The organism is Endozoicomonas sp. SCSIO W0465, from assembly GCF_023716865.1.
In the GTDB taxonomy this organism is placed as follows: domain Bacteria; phylum Pseudomonadota; class Gammaproteobacteria; order Pseudomonadales; family Endozoicomonadaceae; genus Endozoicomonas.
On the sequence record NZ_CP092417.1, the window covers coordinates 5,075,038 to 5,095,363 of the forward strand.

General features: G+C 50.3%; 20 protein-coding genes and 1 other RNA gene. 10 read left to right on the plus strand and 11 right to left on the minus strand.

What is annotated here, in order from left to right; translation table 11 throughout:
* Positions 1-371: 371 nt before the first annotated feature.
* From rnpB to MJO57_RS22655, 3 genes are all read right to left on the minus strand, one after another.
* Positions 372-773: RNase P RNA component class A (rnpB, locus tag MJO57_RS22645), an RNA gene on the minus strand.
* Between the two features lie 109 nt (positions 774-882).
* Positions 883-1,728, minus strand: a complete 846-nt coding sequence (rsmI, locus tag MJO57_RS22650) for a 16S rRNA (cytidine(1402)-2'-O)-methyltransferase (RefSeq protein WP_252018943.1) — start codon at positions 1,726-1,728, stop codon at positions 883-885.
* 54 nt (positions 1,729-1,782) lie between these two features.
* Complete coding sequence (locus MJO57_RS22655) at positions 1,783-2,673, minus strand: hypothetical protein (protein WP_252018945.1); 891 nt, start codon at positions 2,671-2,673, stop codon at positions 1,783-1,785.
* A gap of 298 nt (positions 2,674-2,971) precedes the next feature.
* On the opposite strand from MJO57_RS22655, the gene MJO57_RS22660 reads away from it, so the two are divergent.
* From MJO57_RS22660 to MJO57_RS22675, 4 genes are all read left to right on the plus strand, one after another.
* Positions 2,972-4,954: a penicillin-binding protein activator gene (locus tag MJO57_RS22660; protein ID WP_252018947.1), complete on the plus strand. Its 1,983-nt coding sequence runs from the start codon at positions 2,972-2,974 to the stop codon at positions 4,952-4,954.
* Entirely contained in the window at positions 4,929-5,303 is a 375-nt protein-coding gene (locus tag MJO57_RS22665; protein WP_252018948.1) for a YraN family protein, read from the plus strand. Before MJO57_RS22660 ends, MJO57_RS22665 begins: the two co-directional genes overlap by 26 nt.
* Positions 5,304-5,408: 105 nt before the next feature.
* A complete protein-coding gene (locus MJO57_RS22670) occupies positions 5,409-5,993 on the plus strand; it encodes a phosphoheptose isomerase (protein ID WP_252018950.1) in 585 nt (194 codons plus the stop codon).
* Positions 5,968-6,663 carry a BON domain-containing protein gene (locus tag MJO57_RS22675; protein ID WP_252018952.1) on the plus strand — a complete coding sequence of 232 codons (696 nt, stop codon included), beginning with the start codon at positions 5,968-5,970 and terminating at the stop codon, positions 6,661-6,663. The genes MJO57_RS22670 and MJO57_RS22675 overlap by 26 nt, the downstream gene beginning before the upstream one ends.
* 166 nt (positions 6,664-6,829) lie before the next feature.
* Here MJO57_RS22675 and MJO57_RS22680 read toward each other — a convergent pair whose 3' ends face one another.
* Complete coding sequence (locus tag MJO57_RS22680; protein WP_252018954.1) at positions 6,830-8,254, minus strand: hypothetical protein; 1,425 nt, start codon at positions 8,252-8,254, stop codon at positions 6,830-6,832.
* 426 nt (positions 8,255-8,680) lie between these two features.
* On the opposite strand from MJO57_RS22680, the gene grcA reads away from it, so the two are divergent.
* The 3 genes from grcA to MJO57_RS33405 all read left to right on the plus strand — a co-directional run bounded on the left by grcA (position 8,681) and on the right by MJO57_RS33405 (position 10,368).
* A complete protein-coding gene (grcA, locus tag MJO57_RS22685) occupies positions 8,681-9,133 on the plus strand; it encodes an autonomous glycyl radical cofactor GrcA (protein WP_371924664.1) in 453 nt (150 codons plus the stop codon).
* Between the two features lie 234 nt (positions 9,134-9,367).
* Positions 9,368-9,886: a LacI family DNA-binding transcriptional regulator gene (locus MJO57_RS33400; RefSeq protein WP_371924665.1), complete on the plus strand. Its 519-nt coding sequence runs from the start codon at positions 9,368-9,370 to the stop codon at positions 9,884-9,886.
* On the plus strand, positions 9,883-10,368 hold the full coding sequence (locus tag MJO57_RS33405; RefSeq protein ID WP_371924666.1) for a substrate-binding domain-containing protein: 486 nt from the start codon (positions 9,883-9,885) through the stop codon (positions 10,366-10,368). The genes MJO57_RS33400 and MJO57_RS33405 overlap by 4 nt, the downstream gene beginning before the upstream one ends.
* A 99-nt stretch (positions 10,369-10,467) precedes the next feature.
* Here the strand turns inward: MJO57_RS33405 and MJO57_RS22695 are convergent, their stop codons facing one another.
* From MJO57_RS22695 to MJO57_RS22705, 3 genes are read right to left on the minus strand one after another with little or no spacing between them, the layout of a single operon-like run.
* Positions 10,468-10,797 carry a hypothetical protein gene (locus MJO57_RS22695; protein WP_252018956.1) on the minus strand — a complete coding sequence of 110 codons (330 nt, stop codon included), beginning with the start codon at positions 10,795-10,797 and terminating at the stop codon, positions 10,468-10,470.
* On the minus strand, positions 10,794-12,602 hold the full coding sequence (gene edd / locus MJO57_RS22700) for a phosphogluconate dehydratase (protein WP_252018958.1): 1,809 nt from the start codon (positions 12,600-12,602) through the stop codon (positions 10,794-10,796). The genes MJO57_RS22695 and edd overlap by 4 nt, the downstream gene beginning before the upstream one ends.
* Positions 12,599-12,862, minus strand: coding sequence for a hypothetical protein (locus MJO57_RS22705; protein WP_252018960.1), 264 nt, complete (start codon positions 12,860-12,862; stop codon positions 12,599-12,601). The genes edd and MJO57_RS22705 overlap by 4 nt, the downstream gene beginning before the upstream one ends.
* Before the next feature lie 74 nt (positions 12,863-12,936).
* On the opposite strand from MJO57_RS22705, the gene MJO57_RS22710 reads away from it, so the two are divergent.
* Positions 12,937-14,451 carry an IS66 family transposase gene (locus MJO57_RS22710; RefSeq protein WP_252017330.1) on the plus strand — a complete coding sequence of 505 codons (1,515 nt, stop codon included), beginning with the start codon at positions 12,937-12,939 and terminating at the stop codon, positions 14,449-14,451.
* Here the strand turns inward: MJO57_RS22710 and MJO57_RS22715 are convergent, their stop codons facing one another.
* Positions 14,452-14,619 carry a hypothetical protein gene (locus MJO57_RS22715; RefSeq protein ID WP_252027161.1) on the minus strand — a complete coding sequence of 56 codons (168 nt, stop codon included), beginning with the start codon at positions 14,617-14,619 and terminating at the stop codon, positions 14,452-14,454.
* Between MJO57_RS22715 and MJO57_RS33410 the strand changes: the two genes are divergently transcribed.
* Positions 14,565-15,056 carry a hypothetical protein gene (locus MJO57_RS33410; protein ID WP_252018962.1) on the plus strand — a complete coding sequence of 164 codons (492 nt, stop codon included), beginning with the start codon at positions 14,565-14,567 and terminating at the stop codon, positions 15,054-15,056. The two genes, MJO57_RS22715 and MJO57_RS33410, sit on opposite strands and share 55 nt — an antisense overlap.
* Positions 14,938-15,192 (plus strand): hypothetical protein, encoded by a 255-nt coding sequence (locus MJO57_RS22725; RefSeq protein ID WP_252018964.1) that lies wholly within the window; start codon positions 14,938-14,940, stop codon positions 15,190-15,192. Before MJO57_RS33410 ends, MJO57_RS22725 begins: the two co-directional genes overlap by 119 nt.
* Positions 15,193-15,252: 60 nt before the next feature.
* On the opposite strand, the gene MJO57_RS22730 is transcribed toward MJO57_RS22725, so the two are convergent.
* The 3 genes from MJO57_RS22730 to MJO57_RS22740 form a co-directional block, all read right to left on the minus strand.
* On the minus strand, positions 15,253-15,855 hold the full coding sequence (locus MJO57_RS22730; RefSeq protein WP_252018966.1) for an NADPH-dependent FMN reductase: 603 nt from the start codon (positions 15,853-15,855) through the stop codon (positions 15,253-15,255).
* A 120-nt stretch (positions 15,856-15,975) separates the two neighbouring features.
* Positions 15,976-16,887: a phytanoyl-CoA dioxygenase family protein gene (locus MJO57_RS22735; RefSeq protein ID WP_252018967.1), complete on the minus strand. Its 912-nt coding sequence runs from the start codon at positions 16,885-16,887 to the stop codon at positions 15,976-15,978.
* Positions 16,884-20,246, minus strand: a complete 3,363-nt coding sequence (locus tag MJO57_RS22740; protein WP_252018969.1) for a glycosyltransferase family protein — start codon at positions 20,244-20,246, stop codon at positions 16,884-16,886. Before MJO57_RS22740 ends, MJO57_RS22735 begins: the two co-directional genes overlap by 4 nt.
* Positions 20,247-20,326 lie beyond the last annotated feature (80 nt).

The window sequence follows — 20,326 nt, forward strand, 5'->3', positions numbered from 1 at the left end:
TGCTTCACTATAAAAAGCTGACCGAATTATCGTTTTATACAGACTCTAAAGTCGAGGATGGTATAAAAATCAGAAAATTCCAGATTTATGTGGGGGTGCTGAACAGTTACGATCGAACGCCGGTATACAACACCAAAACCGAATCCAGAGAGGAATTAATGAACCACATGTCAGTGTATTAAGAGACAGCTATAGCGAATACAAAACGCTTATATGACAAAGACGGCGCCAACAAGATAACGGCATTTCAGTTATCGATGGCACAAATAAGCAGACAAAGCCAGAAACCGATCTTGTGAAAAATCTTGTGGCAATAACCGCCATAAGAGCCACAAAAAAAATCAGGAAAAGTCAAAGTTCAAGCGGAAAAAGAAACGAGCCGGCCTGTAAGCCGGGTTCTGTCCAGCCTGACAAAGCAGGCCTGGGCAATCATTCATCTGGGATGCCTGTCACCAGACACCTCAAGCAACCTACCCGAATCCAGTGCGGGTCACACCTACAGGATTCCTATTTGGTCTTGCTCCAGGCGGGGTTTACCGTGCCATGGACTGTTACCAGCCATGCGGTGCGCTCTTACCGCACCCTTTCACCCTTACCGGCCAATTTCTTTTTCAAGAAAAGAACACTGGCTTAGGCGGTCTACTCTCTGCTGCACTTTCCGTAGGCTTTCGCCCCCCAGGCATTACCTGGCGCCCTACCCTCTGGAGCCCGGACTTTCCTCCCTCCACTCTGATCAAACAACCAGAATGAACAGCGACTGCCCAGCCAGCTCGCGACGGCGAATACTACCTGTGAAGCCTTCAACAATCAACCGTAATAACAGCCCACGCGGTTTCAGGGCGAGTAAAAAAACGTGTCGTGTTGTTATTTTCCCAAACAGCCCTACTCCCCGTTCTTCATCCCCAAACCCAAATCATAGAGGTCTTTTTTCCTGAGTCCGGTCAGATCAGCGACTATTGCGGCCGCTTTTTTAATAGGCAAATCCTGCAATAAGCGTTGCAGCATTTTTTCAATTTCCGGGCTAATTTCAGCATGCTCTGGCTCCTTGTAGCCCTCGACCAACACAACAAACTCTCCACGCTGCTGATTGACATCCGACTGTAAAGCAACCTGAATCTCAGCAACCGTCCCGGCCATTACGGTTTCAAAGGTTTTAGTGATTTCCCGGGCCAGGGCAATATATCGATCACCACCGAGCACAGCTCCCAGATCGTCCAGAAGTTCCATAATACGATGTGGCGACTCATAAACCCCCCAGGTACTGGAAAAAACCGCCAGCGCTTCTATTCGCTTGCGCCGTCCCGCTCCTTTAGCGGGCAGAAAACCCTCAAAATAAAAACGGTCCGTTGGCAAACCACTGACGGACAGCGCGGCGACAAATGCGCAGGCCCCGGGTATGGGAACCACCCGAAATCCAGCATCTCTCACCAACCGCACCAGATAAAAGCCCGGGTCAGAAATTAACGGCGTACCGGCATCACTGATCAAGGCAACCGTTTCACCTGCTTTCATGCGTTGAACAATCATCCCGGCCTGATGACGTTCATTGTGGTCGTGACAGGGAACCAGTGGAGTATCAATACCAAAGTGATTCATCAAGCGCTTACTGTGCCGGGTATCCTCTGCCGCAATAACGTCGACCTGACGAAGCACCTCTATGGCTCTGGGCGTCATATCACCCAGGTTACCAATGGGTGTAGAAACTATATAAAGAAGCGAGTCAGACATGACTGTAAAGAACCGATGTGATTTTTCAGGCGGCATTCTAACAGTTTGATAACTTCACGACCGCAAAAACGGCAATTTTGCATAGGCATCCTTGCTACTGATCAGCATACTAACGCCACTTGGTTTGATTCCCGTTTTTTTAGCGTAATCTTGCACAGAAGGGTAGTTGATTCCCTTGTGTGGATCATAACAACTTCCATCAGGCCGCTGCATAATAAAATGATCCCGCCTGACACTCAGACATTGATCATCAAACCCGAACATTGAGTAGTTACAAACATGCAAAAGTAGCCGCTCATTCCGGCACAGCTCTGGCGGTGACGTTCGATGCACCGGACAACTTCTTTTAATCTCTTTCCAGCCATGAGGATCGCTCTGCCCAAAATACCAATCGGTAACCCGCGAAGAGCAATAAAAGCGACTATCAAGCCCAAGAAGCCTGGCCGCATTCTTGATACCAACCGGACTGGAATAACTACCATTATTCAGATCCCCCCGAAGGTTCTGCTTCAACCCTCCACTACCACAGAGAAGGCTGCCTGTGACTCCATAAATCGCTGCTTCGGTACTTCTGTACCTAATGGATTGACCATTAAATCCATAGAGTTGATTGTTGGGTATTTTTTTTACTCCCAGTTCATATGCAGCCTGCTGCAGGCATCGTGCAGCACAGCTATTTTTATATTGTTGCATTGGCAAGGCAGCAAAACGGTCTGAGCCAACCACTGCTACACTTCTGCTTTTCAAGTAAGACTTGTTAAACTTGGCATCACGATAAGACCAGATCTGTTTAATCAAAGCAGATTCGGGGATGGTCACCTTCCAGCAGAATAACCAATAGGCAACCCCTTTAAACCTGCCTAACCCTTTCCCGGTGGTGTATAAATGAGATACCGCATCAAGCGCGGAAAACTGCACATATCCATCTCTGATAGCAACGCCCATATTTTCTTCCCTGAACTGCCAAAAATGCCCAACTCCCGGTGGGCTTGATCGTAAATCCTATATGATAGAGAGAACCTAAGGCATAACCGGGTAGCAAGCACCACTGACGGGCGCCATCATCAGACACATCGAAACAATCGCCTGCCCACAACACACTCCAACACACTCCAGCTAAAACCTGTCGATGGGTGCAATACTCGAAAATACCATAGCGATAGCCTATAGTGTCCATTCTTAGCCCTGTGTACAATCAAAGTACTAACAAAGACACTCCAGAAGAGCTGGCCCACGACCGCAAATGATGACCCATACAACCGCTCTGCGTAACACCTTGCCCCGGCAACTGGCAGCCATCACCCTGGCTGGACTTATGCCTGTACTCATTACTGCCTGCTCATCACAGCCAAAGCCGACACCTGCGCCAATCGTAAAACCCGTCAAAAGTATCGACCAGCAGCTGGCCGATGCAGAAAGATTCAGTTACCCGAAACGAGCCAGCCTGATACTTGAACTCACCAGGGAATTGATCAGTAAAGAACCAGCCCGCACACAGAAAATTCTTGATCAGATGCCCTACGAGCAACTGCCCAGGCAGATTCAGGCCGAACTGGCCGTTCAGCAGGCTCAGATTGCCCAGATCAACAATCAGGACTGGGCAGTCTTTGACTGGCTTGATCGAGAGGCGGTTATTATCAGTAACAGCAGCTACATTAACTCCCGGGCACACATTCTGAAGGCACTGGCCTACGCCAGATATGGCGAATATCAGGCGTCCCTGGATGAGTGGCTGCTGGCTGGCCCCTACCTCACAGAAGCAGAGCGCGAACCCCATTACGACAGTTTCTGGCAGACGCTCCTTCATGTCCCCGCCGAGCGTCTGGACAGCCTGTATAATCAGGAAAAGTCACAAAAACTGAAAGGCTGGCTGGCCCTGGCATTAATCTATCAAAGTGGCCGCAGCCTGGATCAGCAACTGACAGGACTGGAACAGTGGAAGCGGGACTGGTTATACCATCCGGCACACAAATATCTGCCCGTGGACTTCGAAACACTAAAGAGCAGCTCAACCAGGCGTCCTGACAAAATCGCTGTACTACTCCCGCTATCAGGAAGATTGAGCAAGGTCGGTGAAGCCGTTAGAGATGGCATGCTGGCCTCCCACTATGAAGCCATGAGCAAAGGGGAACCTCTCCCGGAACTTCAGTTTTATAATACCCAGAGCACCAATATAAACGATCTGGCCACTCAGGCTATTGAGGAGGGAGCCCAGCTGATTATAGGCCCCCTGAACAAAAGCCGGGTAAAAGCGTTAAACACGGATACCATCCACCGCATCCCGGTTCTGGCTTTGAACTATATTGATGATGCTGCCAAACCGCTGCCAGTGAATGAATTACCGGCAACTCCGACCAGTTATCGTGGCGGTCTCTACCAATTTGGACTCTCAGCAGAAGATGAGGCCATTATGGCAGCTGAACGCGGCAGGCTGGATGGTCACAGGACGGCAATCATCATTACGCCCAACACCGAGTGGGGAAAGAAAATCAACACCACTTTTAAAGCCAGATGGGAAGAGCTCGGCGGTGAAATCGCTGGCTCCGGAGAATTTGATACCAAAACACAGTTCAGTAGCCTGGCTGGCTGGCTGTTACACACCGATCAAAGCGAAGCAAGAGCAAAACAGCTTAACCGGGTTCTGGGCGAAAAACTCGGATTCCAGGCCCGCCGTCGTCAAGACGTTGATATGGTATTTATTGGTGCCAACCCTCAGGACGCCAGGCAAATCAAACCCGCCCTGGCCTATCAATACGCGGGCAGTGTTCCGGTTTACGCAACATCCAGCGCTTTTTCCGGGATCACCAATACCACTCAGGATCAGGATAGGGATGGTATTCGGGTTCCTGTCATGCCGTGGTTAATTCCCGGCGCACCCAGCCCACTGGAACAACAGATCAATACCCTGTGGCAACAATCCAGAGGCCAGCTGGGAGCGCTTTACGCACTGGGCGCCGATGCCTACAAGCTCTACCCAAGGCTGCAGCAACTCTCAAGCCTGCAAGGCAGCCAACTGCAGGGAATGACCGGATCACTGAGTATTGCACCAGACGGCAAAGTCCATCGTGAACTATCATGGCAACTATTCAGGAATGGTCAACTGACTCCGCTGCCCATTGTGAAGCCGAAAACGCCCGAAAATGAGCTCTCTCTGCAAAACAGAGCTATCAAACCACTAACTACCGATACTTCCGCACTCTATGCCCTGGAAACTCAGCCTGACTAACGGAAAAGGTGCCGAAGCAGAAAACAGTGCCCTGTTGTTTCTGCAGCAACAGGGACTGACGCTTTTACAGAGAAATTTTGCCTGCAAAACCGGTGAAGTTGACCTGATCATGCTGGATCATTCCACACTGGTTTTTGTCGAAGTGCGCTACCGAGGCCCATCTCAATGCGGTAATGCAGCCAGCTCGATTGACAGAAGCAAGCAGCATAAAATTCGCAAGACGGCAGCCGTTTATTTGCAAAAATACCGTCAACACAGCCACAGAATTTGTCGATTTGACGCAATATCCATTGACAATCAAGACGCCACAGGGCAAAACAGCTTACAATGGATGAAAAGTGCTTTTTAAGAAATATTCTTATCAGCAGAGAAATCTTCTGATCGCTGTTCAGAAGAGCGACTTCAGAAGAAGGAAGAATGAAAACCAGATGGTTTTCATTGCAAGGTTTCAGGCATGCATGAACGTATAACGCAACATTTTTCCGACAGCATTGATGCCAAAATTCGATCGGCAGATGCCCTCCCGCCACTTATTGCCGATGCAGCTGAGCTGATGGTCCAATCCCTGCTCAACGAGGGAAAAATCATGGCCTGTGGCAATGGCGGTGCAGCCGGCGACGCACAGCACTTTGTATCTGAACTGCTTAATCGGTTTGATCGTGAACGTCCTGCTCTGCCAGCCCTGTCACTGTGCGCAGACAGCCTGACCATGAGCTCCATCGCCAACGATTCCAGTTACAACGAAGTGTTCTCCAAACAAATACGGGCACTGGGTCAGGAAGGTGACATACTGTTGGCCATTTCAGCCCATGGCAACTGTCCCAATATGGTTCAGGCCATACAGGCCGCCCATGACAGGAACATACCGGTGATCGCCCTGACAGGCAAAGACGGGGGTGACATGGCGCGTCTGCTCCACCCGGAAGATGTCGAAATCAGGGTACCGGACATCAGCCCTCAGCGCATACAGGAAGTACACACTCTGGTCATTCATTGCCTTTGCGATCTGATTGATGAGTTCCTGTTTTCTGCCGAATAAGCCGGAATCTTGCCCCGGTATCCATCAAACCTTAACCTTTCAAGTCTTGTTTTTTCAAGATACATTACCTCAGGGGGAGGGAACCATGAAACCTATCGGCATTGCACTGTCTACCTGCCTGCTCACCGGATTACTAACCCTGCTAAGTGGTTGCGCAGCGCTGGTTGACTCCGTTAACGAAGAGCCTGTCAACATTGATAACAGCAAACGGACCTGGGGCTCCTGGATGGATGACCAGACCATTGAAACCGTCACTGCCGTCAACATTAACAAGGCAGATCCGGCCCTGAGAGAGTCAAGAGTCAAGGTTATCAGCTTTAACGGTATTGTCTTACTTATTGGCCAGGTTCCCAATGAACACATGAAAAGAGTGGCAGGCCAGACGGCACAGAATGTGGAAAAGGTTCGCCAGGTTTACAATGAGCTGGAAATTGGTCCAAACGCCGATATTCTCGCGCAAAGTAACGACAGTTGGTTAACCTCAAAAATCAAAGCCTCAATGGTGACCAATGAAGCGGTGATCGCTGACAGAATCAAAATCAATACGGAACAGGGAACGGTTTATCTTATGGGACTCATTACTCCCGGAATGGCACAGGAAGCCGTATCGATCGCCGCCAATACCTACGGAGTTTCAAGAGTCGTTAAGGTGTTTGAGTACATTCACTAAAGATAATTTCACTGGCCATGAGGTTGTTGGAGATTGGCTGTTTGAACAGCCTCGCTCCACATGGGAACGAGGAACTGCTCAGGTATATTCAGGCCTGACTGCAACAGGGGGGAGGGGTAGCTGCGAGCCAACCATCATATGCAGTTTTTTTATAACAAGTCAGACGTCAACCTTCCCAGTTTTTCAACCAACTGTATGGATTTTTGGAGTTATAACGGGATTCTTGTTTGCCACATTCGCCCTGGACGTGTTGATAACGGGGATCACTGGGACCACCATGCTTCGAACTAACATCAGCGTAGTCAGAAAACGATGCGCTTTTAAATTTGGCCGTCAACCTGTCTGCCGAAACATCAAATAATCCAAATTTGGGCTGCAGTTTACCGCCACCAAAAAGAAAATGGTTATTATTACCCACATGACCATAGGCTTCTCCTTTTAGCTCAAAGGTATTTGCTTTTGACCCATCGTTCACCCACAGTGTCACATCCCCTTTACGGGCTGCCCCGGAAGATGCAAAATCACCCTTTCCAACTGCATACTTGATATCGAACCACCCCCCGGGCAGAGGCATCACAGCAATATACTTACCATCCTGAACGCCATCACAACATGTCGCTTGATTGAGCGGGGTTGCCGCTCCTGCAAATGCGGGCATGCACGCCTTATTACCATCGTTAAACATACCGTAGTAAGCGGCAGCCTGCAGCGTCAGGTAGTTTTTACCGTCATGATTCATCACCCTCAGGGCGATAAGGGGTACACTCTCGGTTTCCCATGCCACCCCTTCTGCTTTCAGTGCTTCATAGGTTGCCACTGACGCATCCGGTGTCAGGTGCGACAGGTGGTCACCAGCGCTTTTGTAAAGCCTGGAATCAACCGTTTCATCCAGTGAAAAAAGCGTTCCCTCCACGGGTCCACCACCGGTTTGCACCCTAATGGACAGCTTACCGTATGATCTTGTAATATCACTGCAGTCAAAAGATTCATCATGGAATACCCCCCTGGCTTTGGCCAGATCAGAATTAGCAGGTTCGTTCCAATCCCTTCTAACAACACAAGGGGTGACACCAACATCGTTATCTGCAAATGCTGCGGTATTGCCTTTATGGCTCATGCGAAATGTAACCTCGTTATCCCGTCCGGTTCTAATCTTTAGGCTATCCGGATTATGACTGCCACCTATCCGCATAAACTCACCCGCGATAAGGTCTTCAGGCCCCATGAGCCGCTGCGAATCAATAATGACAGGAACTGAAGTATACTTGCTTGAGTCATCCGGTTGGTCAGCATTAGCGCGGTGACCATGCCCGCCTACCGGGTCTCTCATAGGGCCTGTGGCATTCTGGTTGAGCTTTTGCAGCAACCTGTCGTGTACCGATTTACCACCATCTTTTGCTATCTCAGATAAAAGCTTCGCTTTACCCACATCCCCTGACGTCAGCCGCAAGTTCGAGTCGATTGAATCGACCGACTTAGAGTGAAATTTTTTAACGTCCGATGATCTCGATACCGTATCATTCGCAGGAAATGAGGCATTGGACAATGAGGCATTGGACAAGGGAGCCAGGGAAGTACCGCCAATAGTCATTTGAGCACCTCTTAAACTGATTAATTGATATGTGGTATTGACAGGTAAAGGGCCTGATGATCGGCCTTGGATGCTTTGGCAAGAAAGCGGAAAACAACGGCAACAGTCAACCAACCCTTAACCGGATTAGTTGACTACAAGTTGACCAATATAGTTCCATAATAAAAAGAAATAATAGTATTGGAAAAAAATGCTTGGTTTAGCATAAATATCCGCTCCAGACTCAGTTGCCCTGATGTCTGGCTCTGATTGATATCTGGCTCTGATGCTTGGGTTAACTGACTTAAGGAAATCATTGCTGCAGATCAATAGTTTCACAAAAAAACACTTACTTTATTGATCTCGGCCAATACCTAGATATTGAAATTCTCATAACTGGTAGGATGTCCGAACCATGTATGATTATTCCAGAATTCATGGTGACAGGTGAGCGGCGCATTCCGATCCGGTAAGCCCTCAAAACCGTTTGAACTTGAGTATCAAGGGATCAATAAAATGAAAGGCATTCAGATTACTGCCAGCAAAAACAACGCTCTGGTTAACTCAATCTGGTTGATGGACGAAGCTGTCGGCGAAGCTCGCCTGATCTGCGCCAAAACTGATGAATTCCAGCAGGATGAAGTGGTTGCTCTGGAAAAACTGGGTCAGTTCGAATGCCGCGAACTGGATCTGGAAGTTCAGGAAAGCACCGTCCGTGAAGGCGGTCAGCATCTGAACGTCAACGTTCTCTCCCGCGAGATGCTGGAAGACGCTGCGGCTAACCCGGAGAAGTACCCATCGCTGACCATCCGTGTTTCCGGCTACGCAGTTCGCTTAAACTCCCTGACGCCAGAACAGCAGCATGACGTGATCACTCGTACCTTCACTCAGGATCTTTAATACCCTGCTGCCTGACGCAGCAATGTAACATCATCAGATCAAACACCCGATCAGTGGCCGTGACTTTTCATCAACATCACGGCCTGCCTCCTCTCCCCCTTCAATACTGCCTGAACCACAATCAGCTAAAGACACCAGCCTGGAGCAGAGCGTATAATTCATCTGCCAGCGCCAGATTGCCAACCTGTTGAATCTGATGTTGCTGAGCCAGATGATTGTTGGAATGAAGCATTAATGAAACCGAAGAACAAGCGCCTTGCGCTTCAGGATATCGCCGACAGGGTCGGTGTTACCAAAATGACGGTCAGCGGTTACCTCAAGGATCCGACACAGGTTTCAAAAGCAACCGGCGAGAAAATTCACGCCGTCATTGACGAAGTTGGTTATGTTGCCAGCCGTGTTCCCGACATCCTCTCCAATGCCACCAGCAAAGCCATCGGCATTTTGATCCCTTCTATTTCCAACCAGGTCTTCGCCGCAGTTATCCAGGGAATCGAAAGCGTTACCGAGCCATCGGGTTATCAGACCATGATCGCCCATTATGGTTACGACAAAAATGTTGAAGAAAAGCGCATCGAATCCATGCTCTCCTATCAGGTGGATGGTTTGATTCTTTCTGAATGCGAACATACCGAAAAATCACTGCGCATGATTGAAAATGCCGGCATACCGGTGGTAGAAGTAATGGACTCCCGCCTCCCCCCATTGATCTTGCTGTCGGCCTGGATCACAGGGCTGCCAGTGAGGCCATGATCAGGCGTATGCTGAAGAACGGTAAGAAAAAGATCGCTTTCATTGCCGCCCGAATGGACATCCGGGTGAGACAACGCCTGCAGGGTTATCACAACACGATGAAGAGTATCAATTGTGCCCCCATTATCCTCTCCACGCCCGCCAATTCATCATTCACCCTTGGTGCAGAGTTGATGGCGGAGGCCCTGGACAACCATCCTGAACTGGATGGTGTTTTCTGCTGTAATGATGACCTGGCTATCGGCGCCATCATGGAGTGCCAGAGAAGAGGGATTGCAATACCGGGGCAAATGGCGATAGCCGGATTTAATGCATTGGATATTGGCAGGTCGATTACGCCAAAACTGGCCAGTGTCGACACCCCGAGATGGGAGATTGGCAGTCTTGCGGCAAGAATGCTTTTAGACAAGCTGTCAGGTAATTCACCCGAGCACCCCGTTGTAGACCTGGGCTTTACACTGTTTGAAGGCGAAAGCATTTAGCTCTTTCGCAAAACCCAAATCACCAAAAAGGCACTGGCAGCACTGAGAAAAATCAACCTCAGTGTCACCAGTGCCTTTAAAGCTGTAAAGCCCGGAAAATCAGGATGCCATGGCAACCGCTTCAGCAGCCAGGCGGGAGATCTCCGCCCAATTGCGGGAGGCAACCAGATCCGCAGGCAACATCCAGGAGCCACCGATCGTTGCCACACAGCTCAGCGCCAGATAATCCCTGATATTGTCAGAACCAATTCCACCGGTTGGACAGAAACGTACCTGAGGCAACGGTGCAGAAATTGCCTTAAGTGCCTTTACACCGCCGTTTATCTCAGCAGGAAAGAATTTCAGGTGGTCGTAACCATGAGAAAGTGCCTGCATCACTTCAGAAGGCGTTGCACAGCCGGGAATCAATGGCGCTGAACGCTGACTCATTTTTCACCTCGACAAAACAGGATGGATGCACCTTCTTCCGCGCTGGAAACAGACTGGCGACAACCATTGAATAATTCACGACCGTATCCATGGTGCAGATCAGAGAGATCCGGACAGTGCGCTTCCCGGGCAGAGAGATCGGCATGCACAGCAATTTCACCCGTTACCGCATTTACTGTCACCTGGTCACCATCCAGCAAGTAAGCCAGGGGACCACCCATTTGCGCTTCCGGGGTAACGTGAATAGCAGCAGGCACCTTTCCGGATGCGCCGGAAAGACGTCCGTCTGTTAACAGGGCTACCTTATGGCCTGCTTTCTGCAGATTACCCAGGATTGGCATCAACATATGAAGCTCTGGCATACCATTGGCGGCAGGACCATTGAAACGAACAACAATGATCGCATCCTGATTCAGCCTGCCCGCTTTATAAGCCGCTTCCACTTCATACTGGGAATTAAAGACCAAAGCCGGTGCCGTCGTCGAAAAATGCTCTTCTGCCACCGCACTCACCTTGATGACTGCGCGCCCGAGGTTTCCGGAAAGCACTTTCAGCCCCCCGGTAACGGCAAAGACCTGCCCGGAGTCAGCAATCACTTCCGGATTCAGCGTTCCAGACATGGCATTCCAGACCAGCTGGCCATTGTCCAGTTCCGGCATTTTCAGATAGTCAGCCATGGTGCCATAACAGGGCACGGCATCCATATGCAGCAGGCCACGCTCTGCCAGGGCTGCCAACAGAACAGGAACACCACCGGCAGCATGAAACTGATTAATATCTGCAGGGCCATTGGGATAGACACGCGTCAGCAGCGGTACCGCCTGTGACAGGGCATCAAAGTCATCCCAGGTCAGGATAAAACCGGCGGCACGGGCTACAGCAATCATATGGATAGAATGGTTGGTACTGCCACCTGAGGCCAATAAAGCCACAAGGCCATTGACCAGGCTCTTTTCGTCCAGCACTTTATAGAGCGGACGATAAGCAGGCGCACCGTGAATTTTGCTGGCGATATCCGCTGAAATTTCCTGAGTCAACGCATCGCGCAGCTCTGTACCCGGAGGAATAAAGGCGGAGCCTGGCAGCATAAGCCCCATGGCTTCAAATACCAGCTGATTGGTATTGGCCGTACCATAGAAAGTACAGGTACCGGGCGCATGGTAAGCACTGCACTCCATGGTGAGCAGCACATCTTTACCCACTTCACCGGCTACATACTGCTGACGGACCTTTACTTTTTCATCATTGGTGATACCGGTAGGCATTGGGCCGGAGGGAACAAAAGCCGTCGGCAGATGACCAAACGACAGTGCACCAATAAGCTGGCCAGGGGCAATCTTGTCGCACACACCCAGCAACAATGTTGCATCAAAGGTGTTATGGCTAAGACTGATGGCAACGCTCTGGGCAATGACATCCCGGGAGTACAGGGACATATCCATCCCCGCCTGCCCCTGGGTTACACCATCACACATGGCTGGCACGCAACCGGCTACCTGGGCACTGTGCCCCTGTCGGGCCAGCGTTTCCTTAATGGTAAACGGGTAATCCTGGTAGGGTTGGTGAGCACTCAGCATATCGTTGTATGCCGAGATAATCGCCACATTGGCCCGGGTAAAATCAAGAATAGTGTCTTTCTGTGGGGTACCACAGGCCGCCACGGCATGGGCAAGATTGCCACAACTGAGGGACTTGCGGATTTTGCCGGTACTGGCCTGGTGCTCCATGCGGTCAAGATAGTTCTGACGAAGTGACGCGCTGCGCTCCGCAATCCTCTGCGTCACCTCAAGCACAATAGGGTTCATGCCGCAACCTCTTGGGTAAAACTGGCAGAAGCTTCTACGGCTCTGGCCACCACCTGGTCAATATCACTGGCGATATCGACACGGGCGACACCCATTTCATTAGCGCCGGGTACTTCAAGGGTATTAAACTGGCTCTGCAGCATGGTCTCTTTCATAAAGTGTCCCTGGCGAGCCTTCATTCTTTCAAGGATCAGATCATAACTGCCATCCAGGAAGATAAAATAGACCTGATCATTACCTTCACGGTAACTGTTCAGCACCCCCACATAAATCTGGAATTTTCTGATTTTTATACCATCCTCTTAAGCACCATTTTTCCACAATATTCGCCAGCATGATTCCAGAACTACCCGCAACTATGTCGGCTGAGATTCTCTTGAAAGAGAATGCAGAGCTGCGGATGAGAGTTGCCTGTCTGGAAGAGCGATGTCGAGAATTGGAAGAAAAGGTTGGCAAGAACAGTCAAAACAGCAGCAAGCCGCCATCGTCTGATGGTTATCAAAAACCTTGTAAAAACAGTAATTCTCCAGATCATTCTGACGACCTTTCCGCAGATAAAGGTACCGATCCATCGGATGAAAAACCCAATCCTAAAAGTCTGAGACAGTCTTCTGGTAATAAAGCCGGTGGAAAGAAAGGGCATCAGGGCACTTGTCTTAAACAGGTCGATATCCCTGACTATATTGAGTACCTTCCGGTTAAAGAATGCAATAAATGTCAGGCGTCTCTTCTTGATAGTGAGCCGGTCAAATATATTGAACGACAGGTGTTTGAACCAGGGAGACCGGGTGAATTTGAAGTAACGGCCCATAGAGCTGAAGTAAAAATCTGCACTTGTGGTTGTCGGAATCAGGCTGAATTCCCGGAAGGTGTTACCGCTGCCGCACAATATGGCTCAGCCACACAGGCTATGGCCGTCTATCTTAACCAATACCATTTCCTGCCTTTTAAGCGCGTGTCAGAGTATTTTAATACTCTCTATAAAATGAGTGTAAGTGCAGGCACTGTCGCCAATTTTGTGGCCAGAACCTATGAAAATCTGGCTTCTACTGAAGAGGTTATTCGTGACGCCTTGCGGGAATCGTCTGTTGCCGGAGCCGATGAAACGGGTATGCGGGCCGAGGGCTCTTTGCACTGGCTACACGTTATGCGGGATGAACAATGGACGCTCTACTACTTGTCTGAAAAGCGAGGTCGTGAGGCCATGGACACGATGGGCATACTGCTAACATTTGCAGGCGTTCTGGTTCATGATCATTGGAAATCCTATTTTGCATATGCGGCAACTCACGTACTTTGCAATGCCCATCACCTGAGGGAGCTTTTGGGTGTTGTTGATAGGGACAGCAATCAACTGGCGTTGCGATTGATGAAGCTACTGAGGCTTTCCTGGCATTACTGCAAGGGCTTTAAGACCATAGGTATGCTACAGATGCCAAGTGTTGTCTGTGAACGAATCGAGAAGATTTATGACCGGTTGCTTCAGCGGGCTCTAATGAAAGAAGTCGTCTATATGGAGAAGCAACGAGAGGAGCTTAAGCGCAAGAAAGTCAAGAATACTAAAGCTTACAATCTCTTCAAACGACTCACTGAGTTCAAGGCTGAGACACTGCGCTTCATGTCAGATTTTACCATTCCCTTCGATAACAATGGCAGTGAGCGGGATGTTCGAATGGCCAAGTTAAAGCAGAAAATCTCAGGCTGCTTCAGGAGTGCAGACGGTGGTTCTATGTTTGCACGGATTCGCAGCTATTTGTCGTCTGCCAGAAAACAGGGAATGGACATATATCAATCACTTCATAGAGCTGTTCGGAATTACTGTAATATGCCTTTGCTCAGTGCTGAATAGTTACCCTTCACGAATAATATCGCGATACTGTTTTTTCAGGGCAGAACAAACAACAACAGCCGTTTCATTTTTTGCCTGCACACTGAAGCAGACATCACGGATTCTTTCCAGCCATGGCTGACGATCGTCGTCATTCAGTGGGTTCCCGTTTTGTTGAGGCCGGCTCAACGGTCCACGGCTGGCTGACATTTATTGGCCACCCATTCACTGCCATCATGGTTGCCTGTCTTGCTGCCTGCTACCTGCTGGGTATCAAACGCGGCTACACCAAGGATGAAGTGATGAACATCTGCGGATCCGCTCTGCAGCCAGCAGGCGTCATCATCCTGGTAACCGGTGCCGGCGGTATGTTCAAGCAGATTCTGGTGGATCCCGGTGTTGGCCAGGCCCTTGGCAACATGCTGGCTGGCACAGGCCTCCCCATTGTAATCCTGGCCTTCATCCTGGCCGCTGCCGTTCGTGTTATTCAGGGCTCTGAAAGTAGCCATGCTGACTGCCTGCGGCCTGATCCTGCCAATGCTGGAGCCCCTGGCTCTGTCTGGTGCACAACTGGCTGCAGTGACCGTTGCCATCGGCGGTGGTGCGATCGTTCTTTCTCACGTTAACGACTCTGGCTTCTGGCTGGCCAACCGCTACCTTGGACTGAACGAAAAGCAAACCCTGCAAACCTGGACGGTCATGGAGACCATCATCGGAACCACCGGTGCTGCGGTGGCTGTGATCTTCAGCTTGTTTATCTAAGTTATCCCCAAAAAAAAAGCTCCGGCAAATGCCGGAGCTTTTTTGCACTAAGCCAACCTATCACATACCATTGCGGAACTTTTTGTGGTCAATCACGCCACTCTCCCTGACCAACTTTAACCCTGTTGAGTACTCCTTCAGTAGCTTGAGACAATAGTCCACTCTTTCCTGCAAGTGCTTATCCCCCTCAGGGTCTTCAGCCGTTAAGACCTGGCCAACATGGCGAACAATCAAATGATCCGGCAGGTAGCAGATTCTGCAGTTCTTATAGCTACTGGTACGAAGCTCCACCACAGGATACGCACCGCCCTGCCCGGCAGAAATAGCTGTAATCAATGCGGGCTTATGGCCCAGCTCAGCCGTACCAAATAAGAGGAAGAAGTTTTTCAACCCTGCCGGCACCATGCCATTCCACTCAGGTGCCACGACAATCAGTGCATCTGCCTCTTTGAGTTTCTGCTTCCAGGGTGCCAACCTGGCCTTCCACTCCTCGACACCACTCCAGATGGACTCATCCCAATGGGGAAGCGGATTACCCGCCAGCGATAAAATCTCAACCGAGTCAAATAAGGAAAGCTCAAGCACACGATCCGCCAAAGCGCGGCTGATCCGCTCACTCTGGGATTCCAGTCGATGACTGCCACTGATAATTGCAAGCTTCATTTTTCTTCCTGTTCTGCCCTGGACAATTCTGTTCCCAACTTTAACAGAGAGTGCTCACCACCGGGTTTATTTTTTGCCACTTTACAAAATCGCCATTAAAGCACAGTCGTCAGGAAAACATCACCAGGGTTCAATGCCATAAATTTGCTTGCCTGTTTTCGTCAGGTTTTCCGGGGTTACCCGTAATGATGGCATGTGAGAGCCTGCCGTTTTCCGCAATCCTGCTTGATGATCGTATTGGCCAGTGCCACTTTCAATGGCATGCACCCTTCTTGCCCTCAGCGTCTCATTGGCAGAAGCGGGCAGAAAGCTGATCATCGCCAACATACGTTCGTTCCATTTTTCGGTGCAGCCAGGATCTGCATTAAATCGTGAGTGGGTCAGGCGGGAGTCCCAGACCACTATTTCCCCTTCTTTCAGGTGTACCGCCCTGAGTGCCTGCCATCGGGTTGGCACATCATCGCCCTGATATTCAATCCAGCCCTGTTGATCATCTGACCACGATTTATATTGCGCGAAGTCATGATGGGAGCCGGGAATAATACCCAGCATTCCGGTGGTTTTATCACAATCCCTGAGCGCCAGTAAGCCTTGAACTGAACTGAAACCGGGCTGGGTATGTGGATTTTGATCCACATGAAGGGGGAGTTTACCGTTCTGGTCTGTTTCTGGACGCATATAAATACAACGGTCAAAAACCACCCATAATTTCCTGGTATCCCAAAGGGCTTCAAATAGCTTGACCATGGTTGGGTTCTGCCTTAGCTGGGCCAGGACATCATCATGGTAGAGTTCAAAAAAACCATTGATACTGGCTTCTGGATATTGCTTGACCTGACGTTGCAACAGGCTGACCGCATTGTCTCGATCGGTTGCAGTGGACACATTCCCGACGACGATATAACCCTGTTCTACAAATGCTTTTTTGAGGTCTTTCGGGTCAGCCAGCTTCCCATCATGAACGCGGTGATGGGTATAGCGTATATCCATAAAGGTATTGTCACTGCAACCGGGGTGTGCCAGTGGGTTCATTGTTTTACTGTCTCCTTCAGTGTTTGTTGTTCGAGTTGGTGTTGGTGTTGGTGTTGTTTGTTTAGTCTCTGCAGTATCGCATCAGCAATAACTTTCCCTCCGCCATGGGAAAAGCGTCTGTCAAGCTCACTGAGTGATGGCTCCTGGACATGGGTCAATTGCTGGTGAGCCAGGGTCATGAGATGACTGAGTGTTGTGATTGCCGCAGGTTCTGTCGTTAACCTTTCTATACGATGAGTGATGACTTCCATCACCTCTCTCTGGCTTTTGAAATAGTCAATGGGCGGGGCATCCGGAAAGATCTCATGCCAATCAATGCTGGCATCCACCATGTGGTTTTGCTTCAGTAGTGTTAACTGCTGGCCCTGGCTGTCATTGGCCGGAGGCAGCCAGATGATTTTTTTGCCCAGGGCAGCCGCCTCAAAGATGTTACCCAGTCCGGGAGTCATCAGGGCCACTGTTGACTGTTGCAAAACATCCTGCACCTGGTCAGGTGCCAATGTCTTGACCTCAAACTGGTTCCGTGTAGCCTCTGCCAGGGTTCGGCTGCCGAGAAAACGGAGCTGGTCATAATGACTGCCAAGGGTCTGGTTAATGCAATTCATGATGATTTTCGCGTAGTTCACCATGATGGAAGAATTAACCAGCGGATTCATCAGCCCACCGGTATTGACCAGCAAAAGACTTGCCGCATGGGTTTGTGCGTTTTTATCCTGTTGACGGTGCAGGCCGGACACAATGGACGGTACAACGATGGTTTCCGGCAGTTTATTCCTGTTTTCCTGTAACCGCTCCTGCACGGTGAGAAAGTTCTGTACCAGATAGAGATCGGCATGGGTAATGGCTGGAGACACCTCTTTCCAGTACCAGGACAGTGGATCATAGACAATGACTTCAAGGCCCGCTTCTTTGGCCCACCCGGCAACCTCCAGATCACAGGCGGTAATGAACAGGTCGTGTTCACGCAGGTGGCGGAGGTACTTTTCTTTGCGCTCAGTGCCCGGGTCCTGTTCCGTCAGGGTGCAGTCAATTATGTGGTTGTATGGGTACCCGGACTGAATATCGAGGGTATGCTTTTCTCCGATATAGGAGAGGTACTTCGCGTGTTGGCGCACATAAGGAAATATTTCCCCAATGGCAGCAGAAGGGCCAAAACCGAAGGGTTCCGCATTAAACAGTATCTTTTTTTCTGCCCCTGAATCCGTGCCGGAAGATTTGATCTCGTGGCAAGGGGAGGGCTCCTGAACAGGACGATGGTTTTCCTGCAGCGTCTGTTCAATGATCCGGATAACCTGGTCTTTACCATTGCCTCGCAGAAGTACGGTGTTATCTTTGCCGATGTTGTCGGCATAAAAAGCCAGGTTGGCAATAAAGGTTTTCAGTTTTTCAGCACTCAGTTCCCCCGAGCTCACCCCAAACTGGTTGTCACCAATCACTTTGGCATTGATCTGCTGTTCATACAGATTTTTCAGGGGCATGGCATAAACGGGCTTGTTCAGGTACATGGCCTCTGACAGCAGCGTGTGCCCTGCGGTGGAGATGACCCCGCCACAGGCCGCCAGTAATGAAACAAACCGGGTGTCGCCATGGTGATAAAAGCGCATAGGCTCACTATCAGCAGAAAGCGGACACTGTTTGGGTAAAAATACATGCACGGTGATACCGTCAGGCACATTCTCCCGGACGGCCTGTATCCATTGCTCAATAGGCAGACAGGTCCATGACTGGGCGGTAATGTACATCAGTAATGAAGCCGTTGTGCCATGGCATTGTGCTTTTGCAGCAATGATTTCCGGACGAATAACCGGTGGCAGCAGCATCACATTGGCAGTTTCTCCACGCTGCGATCGGACATTCGGTTGAACAGAGAAGAAAGAGGTGGCCAGGCGCTTGTCGGCACGGGGAAAGAAAAGTGACAGCCGCTCCTGTTCATCCCGGAATGACGTACCTGCCAGATCAGGCATAAAGGCGCCGGTTAAAAACTTGCTTTGTTGGTCACTGGTGACCAGCGGAGCCTGTTTGCTGTAAGCATATTGGGCGGAGACCTGCTCGTAATCACTGATCACCAGATCCGGAGTACCCAATTGTTGATCCGCTACTGCCATGGCCTGGAAATTGATGCGGTTGAAGTTCGAGCTGTTGTTTTGTGGCAGCTCACTGGTGGCCTCAAAATCCAGACCGGACGGACAGCCAACAATGTACGGGTTGTTAACTTCACAGACACGAATCCCCGGATACGCCGCCTGATGGTTGCGGAAATACTCCAGAGCCTGTCCGTACGTAAACAGGACGATCTGATGATCTCTGTCCCTGAGGTAATTGAGGCAGGGCAACTGACGATTCAAATGGCCATTGCCAATGCCACAGATGCCAAACACTATTTTTTTGCCCTTAGGTGGTGGCAACACCGCTATGGACAGTGTGGGCATTATGGACTGGTAAACCGCCTGCAGCGGCCCACTGACCTGTCGAGTCTGCCCGGCCTTGCCAAGATATTCCCGAAGTTTCTTCCCCAAGTAGCGCTTGACCTCCACGGGCAGGGTTCCATCAAGGACAGCATCGTGATCACCAATCAAAACATCCTCACGCTGCTTGTCGAGGAACAGGGGAAACAGTTGATGTCTTGCACCTTCAGTGCTCAGTTTTTTTTCCACAAAATGGTCGTTTAACCTGACCAGCAAAATGCCCCGTATCGGAACTTCCGATTCCGGGTCACCATAGTAATCTGGTGCCAACTGGAAATGTGTTCGGTCGCCTGCGCTGGTGATGGACTGACCGGACTTTCCCGGCCCGGCAACGCCGGCCCTGATCACTGGCTCCCATTGGGGCATATCCTGATTACGCACCGAAATGGTTTTAGTGCCCGCTATGGCTTTGATTTGCCCGTCATCGGTAAACCTGACAAGGGTTTTGTCTGCAGAAATGATTTTCCGTTCTGGCAGTTTGCGGTGCTGCCTTGCATGCTCAAGTACCAGTGTGGTTTTGCCAGAACCTGAGGGACCGGCAAGCAGGTACCCCCCTCCGGCATCAGCGATGCAGGCCGCATGGACCGGGAACAGTTTTCTTCGTAACCACTCAACCCGGCAGGCCCCGTAAAGAAGGTGGGGAAGGGTATCTGGCATGATGTCGTGATCGGGAGCCATAACCTGAACGACTCCGGCATCTTGCAGAACGACCGGGTGGCTGGTGGTCTGAATGTGCTCCACGGCGACCAGGGTCTGATCACTGCCGCCAGGTTGCGGCATAAATCCGGGCAAATGGGCTGACAGGTGTTGAATATCCCGCTGGGTCAGTGATATGTCTCCGGTGGAGGTAAAATCGAGACGGTGCTGTTGTCCGATATGCCATGAAACGGACAACTTGCCTTGAGTGCTGCCACCAGGCGCTGTATTGACAGGACCCTGGCAATGGCCATGGGCGTTGCGTAGGACTCCTCTCC